The organism is Enterococcus sp. AZ188, assembly GCF_050544075.1.
Taxonomy (GTDB): Bacteria; Bacillota; Bacilli; order Lactobacillales; family Enterococcaceae; genus Enterococcus_D; species Enterococcus_D entomosocium.
The window spans coordinates 1,505,307-1,525,195 of sequence record NZ_CP172943.1 but is presented as its reverse complement, the minus strand read 5'-3'; the positions used below and the strand labels follow the sequence as shown (position 1 = coordinate 1,525,195).

Annotated in this window: 11 protein-coding genes; all 11 read right to left on the bottom strand. The window is 43.2% G+C overall.

Annotation, left to right across the window (positions count from 1 at the left end; genetic code table 11):
• Positions 1–79: 79 nt before the first annotated feature.
• The 11 genes from rlmD to IGI86_RS06980 all read right to left on the bottom strand — a co-directional run bounded on the left by rlmD (position 80) and on the right by IGI86_RS06980 (position 19,775).
• Complete coding sequence (rlmD, locus tag IGI86_RS07030) at positions 80–1,447, bottom strand: 23S rRNA (uracil(1939)-C(5))-methyltransferase RlmD (RefSeq protein ID WP_008381419.1); 1,368 nt, start codon at positions 1,445–1,447, stop codon at positions 80–82.
• A 244-nt stretch (positions 1,448–1,691) separates the two neighbouring features.
• Entirely contained in the window at positions 1,692–3,521 is a 1,830-nt protein-coding gene (typA, locus tag IGI86_RS07025) for a translational GTPase TypA (protein ID WP_005236363.1), read from the bottom strand.
• A gap of 127 nt (positions 3,522–3,648) precedes the next feature.
• On the bottom strand, positions 3,649–4,986 hold the full coding sequence (locus IGI86_RS07020) for a sensor histidine kinase (RefSeq protein ID WP_061054025.1): 1,338 nt from the start codon (positions 4,984–4,986) through the stop codon (positions 3,649–3,651).
• Between the two features lie 27 nt (positions 4,987–5,013).
• Complete coding sequence (locus tag IGI86_RS07015; RefSeq protein ID WP_087627605.1) at positions 5,014–5,715, bottom strand: LytR/AlgR family response regulator transcription factor; 702 nt, start codon at positions 5,713–5,715, stop codon at positions 5,014–5,016.
• Between the two features lie 197 nt (positions 5,716–5,912).
• Positions 5,913–6,374: a hypothetical protein gene (locus IGI86_RS07010; RefSeq protein WP_086317321.1), complete on the bottom strand. Its 462-nt coding sequence runs from the start codon at positions 6,372–6,374 to the stop codon at positions 5,913–5,915.
• Positions 6,371–9,442: a glycoside hydrolase family 3 protein gene (locus tag IGI86_RS07005; protein WP_260661680.1), complete on the bottom strand. Its 3,072-nt coding sequence runs from the start codon at positions 9,440–9,442 to the stop codon at positions 6,371–6,373. The genes IGI86_RS07010 and IGI86_RS07005 overlap by 4 nt, the downstream gene beginning before the upstream one ends.
• A gap of 80 nt (positions 9,443–9,522) precedes the next feature.
• On the bottom strand, positions 9,523–11,097 hold the full coding sequence (locus IGI86_RS07000) for an MFS transporter (RefSeq protein ID WP_016611074.1): 1,575 nt from the start codon (positions 11,095–11,097) through the stop codon (positions 9,523–9,525).
• Positions 11,094–13,655, bottom strand: coding sequence for an alpha-L-rhamnosidase (locus IGI86_RS06995; RefSeq protein ID WP_228766594.1), 2,562 nt, complete (start codon positions 13,653–13,655; stop codon positions 11,094–11,096). Before IGI86_RS06995 ends, IGI86_RS07000 begins: the two co-directional genes overlap by 4 nt.
• 10 nt (positions 13,656–13,665) lie before the next feature.
• On the bottom strand, positions 13,666–16,050 hold the full coding sequence (locus IGI86_RS06990; protein ID WP_101698954.1) for a glycoside hydrolase family 2 TIM barrel-domain containing protein: 2,385 nt from the start codon (positions 16,048–16,050) through the stop codon (positions 13,666–13,668).
• Positions 16,051–16,240: 190 nt separating this feature from the next.
• Positions 16,241–17,251 carry a glycosyltransferase family 2 protein gene (locus tag IGI86_RS06985; protein ID WP_101698953.1) on the bottom strand — a complete coding sequence of 337 codons (1,011 nt, stop codon included), beginning with the start codon at positions 17,249–17,251 and terminating at the stop codon, positions 16,241–16,243.
• Positions 17,252–17,342: 91 nt separating this feature from the next.
• The gene (locus tag IGI86_RS06980) at positions 17,343–19,775 is read right to left on the bottom strand and encodes a glycoside hydrolase family 3 C-terminal domain-containing protein (RefSeq protein ID WP_430617858.1); all 2,433 of its coding nucleotides are present in this window, start codon (positions 19,773–19,775) and stop codon (positions 17,343–17,345) included.
• Between the last annotated feature and the right edge of the window lie 114 nt (positions 19,776–19,889).

Here is a 19,889-nt window from a genome sequence, read left to right as displayed (position 1 = left end):
CTTTGCTATCGTAAGATTTTATGACAATTACCATAAAAAGAATTCAAGATCAAAATTGCTGAAAAAAACTTGTTGTTTCTTAACGACGTTCTAACAACACGACACACTCCACATGGGTCGTTTGTGGGAACAAATCAACAGGTTGGACTTCTTTTGTCACATACCCTTCTTCCGCAAATAACGCGAGGTCACGAGCCAAGGTTGCTGGATTGCAGGAAATGTAGACGATGCGCTCTGGTTTAACCGCAGCAGTCGTTTCGATAAAGCTAGCATCTAAACCTTTGCGAGGTGGATCAACGAAGACGACTGTCGGTTGAATGCCTTCGCGTAGCCATTGCGGCATGATTTTTTCGGCTTTACCGATAAAATAATGCACGTTTTCGACACCATTTCTTTTGGCATTGGCTTTGGCATCGTTCACTGCTTCAGGAATGACTTCCATCCCTAACACTTCTTTCACGCGATCAGCCAAACTAATCCCGATCGTTCCGATTCCTGCATAAGCATCCACAACGACATCATTTTCAGACAGTTGCGCCATCTCGAAGGCGGTTTGATACAAGACTTCTGTTTGCGCTGTGTTGACTTGGTAGAAAGATTTCGCTGAGATTTGGAAGGTTTTACCTAATAATTGATCATCGATCGATGACTTGCCATACAACACACGCTCGAATTCCCCCATGATCACATTGGTTTTTTCTTCATTGATGTTTTGAATGACAGAAACAACTTCTGGAATCTCTTCGTGGATCACTTCCGCGATTTCTTCTCCTTTGAAGAATTTCGGTTTACGTGTCACTAATACGACCATCATTTCACCTGAGTGATGCCCACGACGAACGACAATGTGGCGTAAGAACCCTTCATGGGCTTCTTCATTGTAGGCTTTGACATTGAACCGCTGCAAAATATCTCTGACTTTGATGATTGCTTGATCGATGTTTGGATCTTGAATATAAAAGTCTTCGATCGGTACCAGAGTATGGCTGTTTTTGCGGTAAAATCCAGTCGTTAATTCCCCATGGATTTTTTGCACAGGGATTTGCGCTTTGTTGCGGTAACCAAATGGTTTTTCCATTCCGATTGGCGCATTGACTGTGATTTCAGGCAATTTGGCGATTTTAGCCAAAACATTCTCTACTTGCTGCTGTTTGAAGGCTAATTGTTTGTCATAGCTCAAATGACTCAATGGAGCGATCCCGGTGCGCAACAATGCTTCATTCGGCAATTCTTGCCGATCAGGACTTGCTTGCAACAATTTCATCACTTTGGCAAAACCAAATTTGTTGCCGACTTTCAACACTTTGACTAAGGCACGTTCATTTGGCAGGGTGTTTTCAATAAATAATAAGTACCCATCGACTTTGGCGATCCCATTTCCTTCATGGGAAAGATCCAAAATATCAACTTCAAGTTCCTGATTCTTTTTAACAGGATAATTTTTCATAGATTTCTCCTTTGTGCTTGCTTTCTTCATTTTAAAAAGGAATGGCCGAAATTGCAAGCGGTGTTTATTCTAACGGTTCAACTTGACTTCGAGCAAAAAAGAACCGAAGGAGGGAAATCGGCTGATTGCTTTTTCTGGGTCCTGCGGCGAAGAGCCGCTGCAACACAGGAGCAATCCCTTTTCCATCCTTCGGAAAATCGAACAGATCAGAAGTGTTTAAAACTTTTGATCACTGTTTTAGTTATCAGTTATTTTTCTTTTTCTGTGATTTTTCCCGTTCGCTCTTGTTCAAGATTTGTTTTCTTAAACGAATGCTTTCTGGTGTTACTTCACAGTATTCATCATCATTCAAGAATTCCAGTGATTCTTCCAAAGAAAGAATACGAGGTTTCTTGATAACTGAGGTTTGGTCTTTGTTTGCAGAACGGACGTTGGTCATTTGTTTTGCTTTCGTGATATTGACCGTTAAGTCTTTGTCACGAGAGTTTTCACCAATGATCATTCCTTCGTACACTTCGGTACCTGGTTCAACGAAGACCGTTCCACGTTCTTCAATACTCATGATCGAGTAAGTCGTTGCTTTTCCTGTATCGATCGATACAAGTGCGCCTTGATGACGGCCACCAATTTGTCCTTGGATCATTGGCAAATATTGATCGAAGGTGTGGTGCATGATGCCGTAGCCGCGAGTCATTGATAGGAATTCTGTCGTGTAACCGATCAAGCCACGAGCTGGTGCCAAGAAAATGATCCGTACTTGTCCATTCCCTGTATTGATCATATCTTGCATTTCTGCTTTACGCATTCCCAATGATTCGATTACTGATCCCATGTATTCTTCTGGGGTATCGATTTGCACCCGTTCAAATGGTTCGCATTTCACGCCATCGATTTCGCGTTCGATAACTTCTGGACGAGAAACTTGCAATTCAAAGCCTTCACGACGCATATTTTCGATCAAAATTGACAAATGAAGTTCGCCACGTCCAGAAACGATCCATGAATCAGGTCCGATTGGATCCACACGCAATGAAACGTCTGTTTGCAATTGCGCCATTAAGCGTTCTTCAATTTTACGAGCGGTTACGAATTTTCCTTCGCGACCCGCAAATGGTGAATTGTTCACGATAAAGGTCATTTGCAAAGTTGGTTCATCAATGTGTAAAACAGGTAATGAATCTTGATGATCGATTGGTGTAACAGTTTCACCAACGAAGATATCTTCCATCCCAGAAACAGCAATCAAATCACCGGCTTTGGCTTCTTGGATTTCCAAACGTTTCAAACCGAAGAAACCGAAAAGTTTCGTCACACGGAATTTTTTAACTTCTCCGTTTAATTTCATCAATGCAACTTGGTCGCCGACTTTGATTGATCCGCGGAAGACACGGCCAATACCGATACGTCCAACGTAGTCATTGTAATCAAGCAATGATACTTGGAATTGCAATGGTTCGTCGCTGTTGTCGATTGGCGCTGGAATATGTTCGATGATCGTATCAAACAATGGTGCCATCGTTTTTTGTTGATCAGCAGGATCATCTGATTCACTTGAAGTTCCGTTAATCGCAGAAGCGTAGATCACTGGGAAGTCCAATTGGTCATCGTCGGCACCTAATTCGATAAATAGTTCTAAGACTTCATCGACAACATGCTCAGGACGAGCAGATGGTTTGTCGATTTTGTTGACAACTACGATTGGCACTAAGTGTTGTTCCAACGCTTTTTTCAATACGAAACGTGTTTGAGGCATCGTTCCTTCATAAGCATCAACAACCAAAACAACACCATCGACCATTTTCATGATCCGCTCTACTTCACCACCAAAGTCCGCGTGTCCTGGGGTATCCATGATATTGATTTTTGTACCGTTGTATTCAACCGCTGTATTTTTCGCTAAGATCGTGATGCCACGTTCTTTTTCGATCGCATTTGAATCCATCGCCCGTTCTTGTAATTGGGTATGGCTATCTAACGTTTGGGATTGTTTCAATAATTCATCAACTAATGTAGTTTTTCCGTGGTCAACGTGGGCAATAATAGCGACGTTGCGGATATCATTTCTAATATTCAATTTATAAACTCCTTTTTTGGTGACATTGCACTCGACAAGCCATTATACCAGAATTTCTTTCTGAAATATAGTGCAAAGTTTTCATTTTTACAGAAAAAGCAGACATCTTAGCGATATCTGCTCCAATTTATCCTCGTTTTGGCATAGAATGCCTTACGGGAAACAGCAATTTCAGTTCAAACCAGCCATCTTCTGTTTGGATCACCATCGTTCCTTTGTATTTATTCACCGTTTCGCGGACACTTTTTAATCCATACCCATGAAAATGTTTGTCTTTCTTGGTAGTGATCGGCAAGCCGTTTTCAAACGTTAAGGGTTCTTCGTAGCGATTTTCTAGGCAGATCAAAAGCATCTCCCCTTTACGGCTGATTTTCAATTGAATCAAGCGATTATCTTCTTTGGTGATTTTGCGGACACTTTCAATGGCATTGTCGATAATATTACCAAAAAGCGTACTGATATCCACTGAATTCATAAAAGAAAGGCTTGCCCCATCTGCAATCACGGTGAAGGTGATTTTTTCTTTCTGACAAAAGATTTGTTTTCCTGTCAAAACAATATCTAACACACTATTGCCAGTGTCCATCCTTAAGTCATACGAGTTGATTTCTTTTTCCATGACAGCCAAATAATCCTGTGTCTCCTGCGAGAGAGGATCATTTTTCAAAATATTGATCAAGTGTTTCAGGTCGTGATACTTTTGATTAATGATCTCAATGCTTCTTTCCGAGGTTTGATAATTGATCATTTGATTTTTTAGCAAGCTTTCTAACTTCTGAACCTCAAATTTTTGTTTCATTTCATTCAATTGAACGTGGTAGGCAAACAGCAGCGCCACTCCCCCAAAATCCACCATCGTTCGAATATTAAAAATATCTCTAGCCATGCTGCCACTAAAAGGAGTATTTTGATACACATAGCTGATATTGCTCATGGTGAAAACAACGATCACGATAATCATCACCGAAGTGATTTCTCGATAGGTGATCACTTGTTCGGCACTTTCGATCACAAATCGTTTTTCCAATTTGTACAAAAGGCCTAACAGCATACTGCATCCCAAAAAAATAAACGCATAGGTCCCGATATAATCGAAGGAAACTTTGAAATCCAGTACAAGGAAATAGTAGATTTGATACGTGAGTGATGCAGCAAATTCACCTACGATAAATGCCCGTGCAGTGAAATACAAGGCATTTTTCCACGGAATCTCAGCAGTGGTAAAAAGAAATAGAAACATTATAAGTGCTGAAATGATAATGATCGGAATAAAATAGACTTGTGAGACATCGGCATTGATGATTTCCATATGCAGATACAAGATCAAAAGGAATACAAAGACCCGCCCAATTTTTTTCTTGGTTAGCTTCTCTGTTTTCGTCAGTAATACGAAAAGTAAGGTACTCATCCAATAAGCGATCGCATAAAAAATACCTGGAGTTTCTGATAGTTGATACGGGGACAAAATTGCTTCACCTCATCTAATAGTCATTTAGACATGCCATTGTTTCGCCAGTGTATCCATGATCAATTTGCGTTTTCCTCGGCTGATAGGCAACTCTGCTTCTCCAACGATCACAGTCGAATGATTAATACCCGTGATATGCCTCAGATTGACAATAAACCCACGATGGATCCGTAAAAAACGATCTGGTTGTAACTGCTGTTCCAATTCCCGCATGACACCGATCGATTCTAATTCTTGATCCGTTAATTTAAAAATCAATTTATGTCCTTGGCTTTCCACGTACTGAATCGCGTCTTGATTGACGCGATAATAATTCTGTCCGGCTTTAATACGCAGAAAACTGTCTTCTTTCATCTTCAGTCGCTTGATTGTTTTTTTTAAATACTCCGACAACGAATAATAATTAAAGGGTTTAAGGATATAGCCAATTGCATTGACATCATAGCCTTTGACTGCATATTGCGCCGTACTGGTAATAAAAATGACGAAGACATCGGAATCCCGCTTGCGAATTTCCTCGATCGCTGACATTCCATCGATCAATGGTAGATGGATATCCATCAACAGCAAATCAAATTCCGAGTCATAACGCTCTACGAAATCATACCCATCATGAAAGGTTTCTACTTGAAAAACGACTCCTTCTTTTTCTTGAAAAGTTTGTAAATAAGACAAGAGCTGTTGCCGATATTCTTCTTGATCTTCCACGATTCCAACACGGATCATGCGCTCACCAGCCCGCTGCGTTTTTTTATAGTCATAGTATTCAATCTCCCTCCTCATAAAAAGTAAAGCGTTTTTTTTGTCGTTTTTCTTTTTTTATTTTAACATAGTTCGTTATTTGTGAATCGATTGTTTTTACGCAGGAAAAGCATAGAGAACGAACGCTTTCACGTCATCTCTATGCTTTATTTTTTATCGCTTTAACCAGTAACTGTTTTCTTCTGTCCAACATCGAAAAAGGCTGCGATGACAGAGATCAACCAAGTGGCTACGAAGATAACGATGATCATGATGGCTTGTGAGCCCGCATCGAACGCCGCTTCATTGTTCATTTCAAGGTTAGAGCCGAAAATATAGCCAAAGGATTCAAGTCGCATGCTGATGAAGCGCACTCCACCTAAGATAATCAATAAACTAGCTACGATACGGCTGATATCAGCTGCCATTAACAGTGATTTGGTTTTTGCATGAAAGGATAACCCAATCGTCAAAAGCAGGAATACTAGCGCTGCTGCTAACAAATACAAAACATTGACTTGCATGTCTTGATAATACGCTTTATTAACGTTGGAGATATACAAGAAGACCAAACTCGTCGTAAGGACGAAAACCAGCAGATAGATATACAAACTGATTTTTTGTTTCTTTAGCATTGTCATCATTGTTCCGCTCCCTTCTTCTTCATTGAAATAAAGACATAGCCACCAAAGCTAATAACTGCTACTGCAAGGCCGCCATAGATTCCGACGGTCATGGCTGTCTCCCACCATGGCGTAATTCGGATCGTCTGAACATTTTGGGCGGCACTTTGGGCATAGGCATATAATTGATACTTCATGTTTTCTCTCGCTTGTTCAACAAATTGCGCATCTTGGGCTGCCAAATCAACGGTCAGATAAGGCCAAGCCTCTAAGACATTCGCCATCGTCTCATTTGAGGCAAAATCTGCCATCATCGTAACGCCTGCCATAATAATGGATTCTGGACGGAAGTAGCCGTTGTTGTTGACCATATCTGTCGTCAATAAGCCATTAAAGCCCCACTCTTCTCGTAAAATATTGATCAACATTGGGACAGAATTATTCCCATTCGTTGCACCGATCCGACTGAAGGTCACCATTGCACCTAACGCGCCCGCATCCTCAAATGATCCTTGGAAGGCACGTAAATCGCCTTCACGTGCTTTTTGCTCCGTCATATAAGGCGCGATGCCACTTCGTTGTGTTTCTTGATCATTAAATGCCAGATGTTTTGGACCGATTATGATTCCGTAGTCCAAGGCACCTTTGACTGTATTTGCCGACATATAATTAGACAACATTGGGTCTTCCGAATAGTATTCATGGTTTCTTCCGTTGTAAGGGGTCCGATGAATATTAGCTGCTGTCCCCCAAATCAAGTAATTTCCACTCCATAGACCGTCATTACCAAGTAAGTTGCCCCATTCTTCTGCCAGCTCATGACTAAAGGTGCTGCCGATGATCGTAGCATTTGCCATCGTTCCTAGATGGTAATCAGCATTTTCATCATCTTCATTTAACCCTCGACCACTTAGCGTTGTGCCGAAACCATTCGGACCGTCATTTTGATAAACGAGTGGCGAATTGATTTCTTCAATGACATCACTCGTACTTCCACCTTTAGCGATTCGCGGTATCAAAATGTCTAAAGGAATCTGATTGACTAGCTGATCCCAACGAATATCATCGATGTCAGTGACCCCTGCCATATCAGAAAACATCAATGGGTCTTCGATTCCATCTACATTGGCTTCCCCATTTTCCGTAAATTGATAGTTTTCATTCGCAAGGTTTTGGACCCATTCTTCCACTTTGTCACCGTCGATCGTCAAATCGTCATAGGTTCGAGGAAAAGTTCCTGCCCAATCTTGTCGAGTAAGATAGGTGGCATAGTCTGGTTTGTAGTAGTTGATGTCGGCATCTTCCAGCTGATTCACGATCGCCGTGCCATTTTCAGAATAAGCAAATGTTTCTTCGTCAACGGTTCCTTCTTCACCGATCGCCACACTCACTACCTGAGCTTCATTTCCATCGGTATCATGCCCTTTAGCTGCCAATACTGCATTGACGGCTTCGTGTGCTCCATCACCAACAGCAAAATAATAATCGCCGCCATCTAAAATATACCCGCCTAATCCGTCTTTCGCTGTCGAATCCCAGCTAGCCATATATTTCATGTCAACTTCGATCGTAACTGTTTGCGATTCAGAAGGCTCTAATAGCTCTGTTTTCTCAAATCCGATGAGATTGACAGCTGCCTTTTCGATGTTTTGCTCACGATTATAGTCCGTGTATGGCGCATTAAAGTATAGCTGACTAGCAAATTTACCGCTTACATTTCCTGTATTGGTAACAGTCACTGTCGCAGTTACTTTATTGTTTTCTTCGTCGATATCGATCGCATCTAAACGCTGGTCAAAGGTCGTATAAGAAAGACCAAACCCAAAATCATAGGTCACTTCATTGGCATAATCCCAAACGTCTGCCCCATCGATCGCACCGACGTTGCTATCGGCTTGTCCAGCACCGACCACTGTATCATAATAGCGGGTTTCATAATATTTATAACCGGTATAAATTCCTTCGGCTTGGATCAAGTAGTGGTCGGCAGCTAATGACGCATCCCCACCAAAGCTTCCTAAAGGAGAAGTTGCTGGCAGTTCCCCCATCAAGGATTCCTCAAAACGAATTTGAGATAGATCATCCAACTCAATTTTACCAAAATTCTGCATCGCAGGGGAATTCGCAGTTGCAACAGCATAGGTGTCCGTCAAGCGTCCTGAAGGATTGACTGCTCCCGTCAAAATATCGGCAACACCTAAGAAGCCATAAGCACCAGGGAACCCAACGTACAAAATAGCATCGATGGCATCGTCTTTTTCCAGCTCGTCGATTTCCATCGTCGAACTGCTGTTGATCATAACGATCACGCGATCGAAGTTTTCTTTCGCAAGCTCAATCAAGGCTTTCTCATTTTCAACTAGACCTAGCGGCGTATCCGTACCATAAACTTCTTGATCGATGCCTTTTTCTCCAGGATAGTAATCACTGCCCTCAGAGCCTGGTCGTGAAATCACCACAATGGCGGCATCATTATACTCAGCAAAGCTTTCTGTAAAGTCGGAATCATCATTTTGTGCCGTCTCATAAAGATCTGTTGCTGGTTCAGATGGTTCATAAGGGGTTGAAAAATTAGCTGGACGATGCCCGTAGATCGGAACGGTATTCCCAAAACGCTCAAAAGAGCCGGTCTGGATCTCCCCCAGACCATTGTAGATCTCCGTCATCGTAGGATTTAATTCAAATCCTCGTTCCTCTAAAGCTTCTTGCAGATTGATTTGGGAATCGCCAACAACGGTACTCCCCATTGTCCCACCTAAAAATGGATAAGCACTCCCCATCCCCAACAAGGTGACCCGATTCTCTGTTTCCGCTAGGGGCAACGCTTGATTTTGATTTTTTAATAAAACGGTCCCTTCTGCTGACATTCGTTCACCCAGGTCACGATGTGCTTGGATCAGCTCCGCACTAGTTTCGTAATCAGAAGTGAATTTGTCATCATTGATGATTTTGGTACTTGAAGTCCCAAGGGCACCATCAATGATCGGGCGCCACTGATCTGCAACGCCGGTCAAGCCCATCAAAGCACCTGACATCGATAATGACAGTGCAGTCATCCCTCTGCATAGTCGTGATAGATTTTGATTCATGTAGATTTCCTCCTTTTTTCAACTCATGTTTTCCCTTTGGATATGTTTCTTGAATGGTATTTTCTTATCTACTCCCTCCTTTAGGTTTTCATCGCTTCTTGCGATTGTTTTGCCCGTTGTTCTTCTAAAATCAATCGTTCTTGGGGATCGATCCATTCTCCGCCAGATTGGAGAACCTTTTCCTTCTGACTAGCTAAGATCAGCGCCTGATCTTCTTTCGTGTGCTTTTCTACGGTTAGAAAAAGGAGCAAGATCGCAATACCCGCATAACAAATCAACTCAAACCCTAAAAATGCCCAAACAAGAACGGACGAAACTTGTGCGTTTTGGGTGACAGCAGTCGGGTCATAGCCGCTGAGCGTCAGCAAACTGTTGACTAAGGCATTCCCAACCCCTGTCAGACCTACCATGATCGAACCGTAAACAGACATCGTAAACCCATCGCTACGAAAGCCATTTTTGGCTTCTAAGTGATCCAGCACATCTGAAAGTAGCGCTAGTGTCACAAACATCGCAGGCACAGCACCGATCCCTTTTAAAACCAAACCGATGGCAACCGTTGTGAAATCATGGACATCGATAAAACTGATCAGGCCACCTACCACAGCAAAAACGATCCCTAGCAAAACGGAATTGCGTTTACCCAGTTTGTTTGCCAGCGGCCATGCCACCAACATCCCAATTGCGGTCGGTAAACCAGCGATCAAACCTAGTGAGCCCATTGCGACACCGGCAGAGGCTTCGTCGACCACGGAACTAAACATCCAGCGAGCGTAATACCCCATCGATCCGTTTTTTACGAGCCCACCGAACTGGAACAAGAAGAAGTAAGAGATGATCAACCACCAATACTTATCCGAAATACAGGCGGAGAACTGCTTTTTCAAAGAAATCTTCTCTTCTTTGATCGCTAGTTTGGCGTTTTCTTCAGTGATTCGTTCTCGGGTAAAGTAATACTCTAAGAAAATGGCTAGAAACGTCGTGACACATAAAAAGATCATCATCACGCGCCAGTTGTTATAGCTAGCTGCTCGATCGATCACACCCTCCGTCGAAACGAAAAGATAGCTTTGTAACAAGATCGGCACTAAGATACTTCCGCCTAACCCGACAGCCGCTACACCCGAGGCATTAGAAAATGTCGCTAATTTGCCGCGCTGATTACTATCTCGTGTGGATAAGGCGACCATGGAACTATGTGCTGTGTAAAAGAATGGATAGGCTACGGCGTAATAAAAATTATAGGAAAACGCCAGCCAGATCATCTGTAACGTCGGGGATGCGTTCGTTGGTGTAATGAATAGAAATACGATCGCTATCACCAATAACGGTGCAGAAATCAACATATACGGTCGAGCTTTTCCCTGGCTGGTTCGCGTATTATCGATTAATCGACCAACGAATAAGTTACCCAAAATGACAAAGACCACTGAGATTAATGGTAATAAGGCTGAAAAATGCCCGAACTGATTTGTATCTGTCCAACCAATCACATCTGAATAATAACGGTTCAAATAGGCACCGAAGATCGCATTGGAAAGCAATGCCAAAAAAGGCCCAATAAAATATCCTAGAAAAACTTCTTTCTTTTCGACTTTTGCGGTGGTGATTTTAGTCTTGAAGGCGGGCGCTTCAAAGAGTGTTTTGACTTTCATGCGCTGCTTCCTCCTATTGCTTCTGAAAAATGATACTGTCCGTTGGTCAACTGATGGCGCTGACCACTAGGCATTTGTAAATAAGCGGTCGTCCCGATAGGTACCTGCACTTCAATCGAAAAGTAACCATCAGCGATCTGCCAATTGCTGATAATTTCGCCATAACTACACCTTACTTTCGTCTTGGCAAAGGTCAGATCACCACCAATGATCGGTCGCACAGTGAACGCTTGATAGCCGCCTTTGATCGGTTCGATCCCGGCGATCCGCCGATAGAAAAAGTCGCCGACTGCCCCGCTGGCATAATGATTGAAGGAAACCATTCCATTGGTTCCATCATCGGCACCCGTATTACTAGTACCGTCTTCTCTCAAGGCATCCCAGCGTTCCCAAATCGTTGTGCCGCCAGCTTTTACTTGAAAAAGCCAAGATGGGCAGGTATCTGTTAAAAGCATTCGATAGGCTTCTTCTACATACCCATTATCTGCCAATGCAAACAAAATATACGGGGTACCAGGAAAACCGGTGCCGATATGATATTCGTTTTCTCGTACCAAACGTGCCAGGTTGGCTGCCGCTTTTTTCGCATCTGTCTCTGAAAGCATTTGGTAATAAAGCGGTAAGACATACGCAGTTTGAAATTCTTTTTTCACACGGGCATCTTTGTCCATCAGTAATTGGCGATAAGCAGTGGATGTTTCATGAAAAATTTTCTGATAGTACGTGCTATCTTCAGAATAGCCCAAGATCGTTGCAATCTGTGCTAAAAGATTGCTGGTGTTGGCAAGGCTAGCCGTGCCTGTCCATTTGCCCCGCAGCATCCACGTCCAAAGTTTGCCTTCAGGGGCGACCCAATCGCCATAATGATGCAGCAAACGCCAAATTCGTCGGTGCTTGCCAAAGGAAAACAGTTGTGCCCAAAACAGACACGCTTTGTGGTATTTCTTCATCGCATGGTATGTGGTGCGCAGGATTTCTGGATCACCACTACTTAAGTACTCCGCCCATGGAACCAAAATCACGGCATCTCCCCAGTGATCAACGGCCATTGGGATCATGATCTCCCATTGAAAAGGCACGACCACCAGCGGTACGGTTACTGGAATTCCGCCACTTTTTCTTTGTTCTGAACGGACATCTTGAAGCCACTTCTCATAAAAACGACGCATATCAAAGTTAGTAGAAGCCGTTCGAGCAAACAAAGCAATATCCCCGGTCCAGCCCATTCGTTCATCCCGTTGGGGGCAATCGGTGGGAATATCGACAAAATTAGATTTTGCTCCCCACAAAATGTTGCTTTGCAACTGATTCAACTGAGGATTAGAACAAGTAAAAGAGCCGGTTTCCCTTACGTCAGAATACAAAGCGATTCCTTCAATGGTGATTGCTTCTGGATCGATTCCTTCGACACTCAGATAGCGAAAGCCCATGTAGGTCAACCGTGGCTGATAGACTTGCTTTCCCTCCTTGCAGGTGTAAATAATTGCTTGCTTCGCAGTCCTGAGCGGTTCGGTAAACAGTTCGCCATCCATCAAAATTTCAGCATGTCTGATCGTTAGTTTCTGACCTTCATTTCCTTGAATGGTCAGCTTGACAATACCGGCAAAATTTTGCCCCATGTCATAGAGCCATTTTCCACTCGGTGATCGTGTCATTGACGTTGGCTCAAAAACCTCATGCTCTCGCACAGGTACACCAATTTGGGCAATGATCCGCGGCTTGATTTTGACTGTTTCAAGGGAAGCTGGTTGCCACGAGCGTTGCGTTTCATGGAACCGTGCATCGTAAATTTCGCCGTTGTAAAATTCCGCCTCTTTTAACGGACCCTCCATTGCTGTTTGCCAGTTTGTATCAGTAACGATCTTCTCAAAAGACCCATCACTGTATTCAATGTGAACCTCCGCTAAAAAGGCTTGTCTTTTGGCATAGACGCGGTTGCGTCGTGCGTAGGTAAACGCACCAGAAGCCCATCCTCCTGCCACGACAACTTCCATTTCGTTGCTCTTTGCCAACTGTTTTGTGATGTCATACGTTTGATACTGCAACTGATGTTTATAAGAGGTGAAACCTGGAGCAAAATAGTCGCGACCAATTTTTTCTCCATTCAGGGTCATCTCATAGATCCCTAACGCTGTGGCATAAATCCGTGCCTTAACAACTGACTTTTCACAGGAAAAGGTATGTTTGAAGTACATCGGTTTTGGCGATGCTTTCTTCTCCGTAAAACGATAACTTCCATTGGTGATCCATGATGCTAAAAATGAACCGTCCATCTTCCCCGTCTCAAAATCGCAACTGGCTGCTGCTTGATTTCCTTGATCATCTTCTACTGTCAAATGGACGGTATAGGTGGCGAAAGGCTCCAATGGCGGACCATCGTAATAATGATGGTTCCCACTGGTCGCATCGCACGTCCATTCCCCCAGCGTTAAGACTGCTTTTTTGATCGTTGTATTTTGTCTTTGACTGGCAACGGTATAGGAAAAACAAGGATTGGACTTATCAGTGACGCATTCTTTTTCTAAATCTTCAACAGTAAAACGCGTAATCTCTAGCATACATCCTCCTTCATTTCGTGTCATTGCTTTTTTTCACTACTTCGTTTATCTGAATGGCTGTACGCTCAGACCTACTTCCGTCAGCTGCCATCAGTTCGATTTCGTTTGCTTCAGAATCAGCTTGCACGATCGCTAGTGCTTCGCCATAATAGGTTTTCGTTTTCGAACCAGTATAGCCTTCTGGGTTGTAAGGACAAGCATGACCTAACCCTAATAGCTTACCGCCTTTGACAGAAACCGCGACTTCATGGTTTTCCATCGGCTTTAAAATGCCGTTGCGATCGGTATACCGCAAACGAATAAAGGCCAGCCCTCGAGGAGAAACAGTACTACTTTCAGGTTCAAGCGTTAACTGAGTTTCTTTTTGTGCGGTCACTAAAGAACTACGGCCAATTTCTTGCTCATTTTCGTCATAGGAAACAACGGTCAATGTGCCACTTTGATAAGTGGTCTTGACGACGGTTCGACAATCATTTTTCATTTTTTTCTTAACGACGAGCTGATCATTCAAATAAAGAGCGATTTGAGCCGCTCGAGCATAGACTTCTACTTCGGCTTTCTGACCTTCGCAGCCCGGCCATGTCCAAGAAGGCATCGCATCCGTCAATTTCCATGCGGATGGTGAATGTTTGCCTTTTTGATAAACAGGCTTCACCGCTAAAAGGGGCGTTGTGGTTTTTTCGAATGCCACTTTTGTGTAAAGGGTTTCGCCACCTGCTGCACCGGTGATATCCAAGCGACCGCTTCCAGCGGTCAACCAACCAGCTGGACTGGCATTTTTAGGATAGGCATCTTCATAAACCCACGAACCAATACCGGCTTCACCGATATAGTCCATGCCTGCCCACACGAAATCCCCAATAATACGAGGGTGTTTTTTTGCCAGTTCCAAGAAATAAAAAGCATCCTTACAGAAAGTTTCTGTGCCTAAAATCAGGCGCTTTGGATATTTTTTCAGGTCTTTTTTATAGCGTAAAATGCCGTAATTGTAGCCGGCTATGTCCATATTGGCAAATGATTCATAGGTCGTGCGGTCACTTCCTCTGAGGGTGGCCCCCAACTTCATGGTTTTATCGCCCAACAAACCAGCCAGCTTATTATAAAACTCACTTCCGACAGCTTTTTTCTTTTCTTTTTGGGCTTTTTCATCAGTATAGACCCCAAAGCCTAATGAGCTTAGATAATTGAAAAAGATGTTGACACCACATGTTACCGGTCGCGTTGGGTCCAACCCATGCAAGTGTTCCGTTAACTCTTTCGTCAGCTCGATCCCCCGTGGTTCGGCTGTTTCCGAGACTTCATTCCCCGTCGAATAGAGGATCACGCTAGGATGATTAAAATCTTTGTCCACCATATCAGCAAGATCCTGACGCCACCAATCACTAAAATCATTGGCATAATCGTAACGGGTTTTATGGGTGTACCACATGTCGACATATTCATCCATGACCAGCATTCCCAACTCGTCACAAGCATCAAGTAGTGCTTTTGAGCAAGGATTATGGGCTGAACGAATCGCATTATAGCCAGCTTCTTGCAAGAGCTTGACTTTTCGTCTTTCGGCATCTGGAAAAGCAGCGGCGCCTAACAAGCCGTTGTCATGATGTATACAGGCCCCTTTTAAGATGCGACGAACCCCATTGATCAAAAGCCCCGCTTCCGAATCCCAAGTCAAGGTCCTCAGACCAAAACGTGTCTGGTATTGACTCCCTTCGTACTCAACTTGACACTCGTATAAGTTCGGCTCTTCTGGTGACCATGCCTTTGCATTGGGCAGCGGTAGGTTGATCTGTGCTGATCCGTCGATCGAGACATTCGTCCTTGCGATCACTTCCTCCCCATCGACAATCGAGACCCGCGCTTCGCCGTTACTGTTGGATTTTAAAGTCAATGAAATCACTGGTGGTTTTGTTGATACAGTAGTGATTTTTATGCCATTTAGCAAAAGATGCTTTTTCGGTAAAACCAGCAGATTGACGGGACGGTAAATCCCTGTGCCAGTGTACCAGCGACTATTTGGCTGATCGGCATTTCGGGCAATGACCTCAATGGTATTTTCCGATCCAAAGTGCAAAAACGCATCCGCTTCGACATAAAAGTTGGTGTATCCGTATGGACGAAAACCAGCCTTTTTTCCATTGATGATCACTTCGGCGTTGCGATAGACTCCTTCAAATTCAAAAACGACTTTTTTATCTTGGTAGTCCTCAGGCACGAAAAATGTTTTCTTATAGAGGTAATCAAGTCCTTCATACCAGCCGATGTTGGCAGCGCCTAAACTCGATTCGCTTCGTGGCTCTTCGCGCATTGCATCATGTGGGATGGAAACAGGTTTCTGATTGTTTGTGCCTAAAACACCACAGACCCAACCTTCATTAAAATTTATGATCTCCAAAAGAATCCCTCTTTCTTCCTCAATTCTTTACGAAACCAATTATAGCGTGCACAACACGCAAAAAAACGCTTTCTCACGAATGGTCGACTTTTTTGCACGAACGGTTATGATCTCCAAAAAAAAGACAAACCTCATTGATTCATAAGGTTTGTCCACTGTCTTGAAATAATCTTATCTGAATTGATTTCCTTCAATTAAAGCCATAAAATTTTTGAGCAAGGTGGTAAAAGCCTAACGAAGCTTTTCGCCCGATGGCACCTGGGAAATGGACGCCGTGTCCTAAGAGACCGAACCGTAAACGAAAATACAGCAGCTGATCACGAGAGCGAATCAACTTCCACAGCTCCTTTTTCTTTAGCAAGCTTTCTTTCGACCCTTCTTTGATCAACAAAATCGTTGAAACAGTTGTGATTGCTTCTAAATATCGACGCATATAACGAGTGAGTTCTTTGCCGGTTTGATCCAGTGAAAGATAGTAATCGATCATTGTCCGGTTGACTTTCAATTGCTGGTCGATACGACTGATCATCACTTTTTCATTGACGGACTGATCCGATCGACCAATATAATAGCGATAAAAATCGACATTTAAGTAGACCATTTTTTTGACGTAGGGCAATGGTTCATAGACATACAGATTATCTACATAAAAGGTATGTTTGGGCAACTGCAAGTTTGCTTTTTCTAATACGCTTTTGCGATAGATCACCGAGTGCATCAATAGGTACTTACTGAACGGAAATCGCACGTCCCCCCAGCCGAATGGTTCATTTTCTGGCAAGAAGCGCTGATAATGAATGCAACGCTTGTTTTTCTTCCACTGGGTTTCATAGACGTAATTACTAATAACCATATCGACCGAATTTGCCTGTGGATCGCTTGTCAAAAAGATCAAAATTTGTTGATAGGCCTTTTCATCTACCCAATCGTCGCTATCTACGATTTTGATGAAGGTCCCACTAGCAGCTTGTAAGCCCGTATTGATCGCTTGACCATGACCGCCGTTTTCTTGATGGACTGCTTTGATTTGCCTTGGGTAAGATCGCTGATAGCGTTCAGCGATCGCTCCGGTTTGATCATGGGACCCGTCATTTACAATAATGATCTCAACGGTCTCTCCCCCTACTAATAATGAATCAATACAGCGTTCCATATAATCTTGCGAATTGTAGCATGGAACAATTATACTTAAAGTTTTCACACTTGATCCCTTCCCCACATTTAACTTTTCTGCTTCTTTCCCCAAAGTGTTGCAGCAGATTTATTTTTGTCTTTTGAAAAACATGTAACGATCAGTGAAGCTGCGATAGTTGTTTCTTGTACTTTCTTTGAAGCTTTTTGTTGCGGATAAATGCCCGACAAAGCCCGAAGCTTCCTTTGAAGAAATGCCCATTACACATAACCAACAATTGGTCGATCATTGCCATGCTGACCATTCCATTGGTCATCTTGGCGATGCCACGAAACGGCATGTTCCAAATGAACAATAAGTTTAGAGCCAATTTTCCTTTCTTTTCATTGCGCTTCCTCATGGTATTCAAGACAAGAAAAATCAAACGACCTAGAGGACTTTTTGCCTGCTGCAACTCTGCAATGGTACTGTTTTTGGCTAATGGCTGATTGCTTGATTCTTGCGGTAATGGTTGGTTCAAAAACTGTGCAAAATCATGTAGCGTTGCTTGTTCGATCCGCTCAGGATAAATAGCTTGTTCGTTCACCGTTCTTGGTCGTAAAGTGGCGGCTTTCTGATCGATCAAAAGCGTGCCTTGAAGTTGGCTCTCTTCACAATTCCCACCAATAAATAGGGTATATTCTCCTGCCTCAACTGCCCAGCAATTTTGTTGGCTGTCATAAACACGAAAGGTCTTATCATCAAAAGGCAATGTGATCGTACGTTTTTCACCACTGGCTAAGGCTACTTTTTTGAATCCTTTTAATTCTTTTTTCGGTCGCATCAGTTGACTGTCTTTCAAACCAACATACAATTGGACCACTTCTTCACCGTCTCGATTCCCAACATTTTCAATTGTAAATTTTACTTGATTTTCTTCAATGATTAAACCACTATAAGCAAATTCCGTATAACTTAGACCGTAGCCAAATGGAAACAAAACTGGTTTTTTAAACGTGTCATAATAACGATAACCGACAAACAGTCGCTCTTTGTAATAAGCGAAACGACCTCTTGCTGGGAATTCTTGACCGAACAAAACATCGTCATAGGAATAAGGATAACTTTCTGCTAGTTTTCCGCTCGGATTATACCGACCGAAGATCACATCCAGCATCGCAGAAGCCCCGGCTTGTCCACCTAAGTAGCCATGGAGCACACCAGCAGCTTTATCTAGCCAGGGCATTTCAACAACCCCTCCCGCAGACAAAACAACGATTACTTTTGCAGTCGTCTGACAAAGTTTTTCGATCAACTGATTTTGATTTGCGGGCATCGCCAACGTCTCACGATCGATCCCTTCACTTTCATAGCTCTCATCAAGTCCGGCAAAGACCAGCACAACCTCACAGTCAGCTGCTAAAGAAACAGCTTCTTCGATCAATGCTGCTTGTTCTGTTGCTGTTTTACTACTACTTTTTCGGACATAGCCTTGTGCATAACCTGCCATTTCAGGAGTATAATCGCCAATCTTTTCTAAAATCGACTCGACTTGTTTCGCATTTACCATCGAAGACCCCGCACCTTGGTACCGAGGTGTTTGAGCAAAATCGCCAATAATTCCAACCTTTTGCTTAGGATTTAAAGGCAAGCAGTTGTCATCATTTTTAAGCAGAACCACGCTGCTTCTGGCTGCTTCTCTTGCGACTGTATGATGCTTTGCCCAATCGATCGCATCTGTTCCAGATTGCTTCTTCGTCTCTGAGAAGACCGCTGCTAGTTCAGCAACCCGTACATCAAGCTCCGACTCAGCCAAACGATTCCTTTCAATTGCTTCAATAATTTCTTGTGCGCCAGCGATCCCTTGCCCTGGCATCGCCAAATGACAGCCATTTCTGACCCCTTCAACATGGTCATTATCCCCGCCCCAGTCGGAGACAACAAAGCCAGCAAATCCCCATTCATCTCGGAGAATCTCTTGTAATAAGCGTTTGTTTTCATTGGCGTAAATGCCATTGATCATATTATAGGCGCTCATGATACTTTTAGGTTTTCCTTCAGTGACGGCGATTTCAAAATTTGTTAAATACATTTCTCGTAATGTCCGCTGATCAACGATGGAATCCGATGCCATTCGTCTCGTTTCTTGACTATTGACAGCAAAATGCTTCGGGCAGGCAATCGTCCCGTTTTCTTGAATACCTCTGATATTTGCAGCCGCCATTTTCCCTGCCAAATAAGGGTCCTCACTGAAATACTCAAAATTGCGCCCGCCTTTAGGATTTCGCTTGATGTTCAGACCTGGACCCAAAACGACATCAACCTCTAACGCTTTTGCTTCTAATCCAATACATTCACCAACCTTCGCAGCAAGTTCACAGTCCCAGCTGTTTGCAATTGTTGCCGCCGGCGGAAAACAAGTTGCTGGAACGCTTTCATTCAGCCCCAGGTGATCTGCTTCTCCCATTTGTTTACGAATACCGTGCGGACCATCTGCCATAAAAATCGATGGACAGATCGCTGGCAGCTCATGTGTCTCCCAAGTATTTTTTCCTGAAACAAACAATGCCTTTTGTAAACGTGTTAATTCTGCGATTTTTTCTTGGCTATTCATCTAAACCCAACTTTCTGCTATGTATAAATCATACGTCTATAAATCTACTAGCAGTAGTTTATCATGGAAACGCCAAGCAATGAGCGCCCTTTCATGAACGGTCGCTTTTTGCTC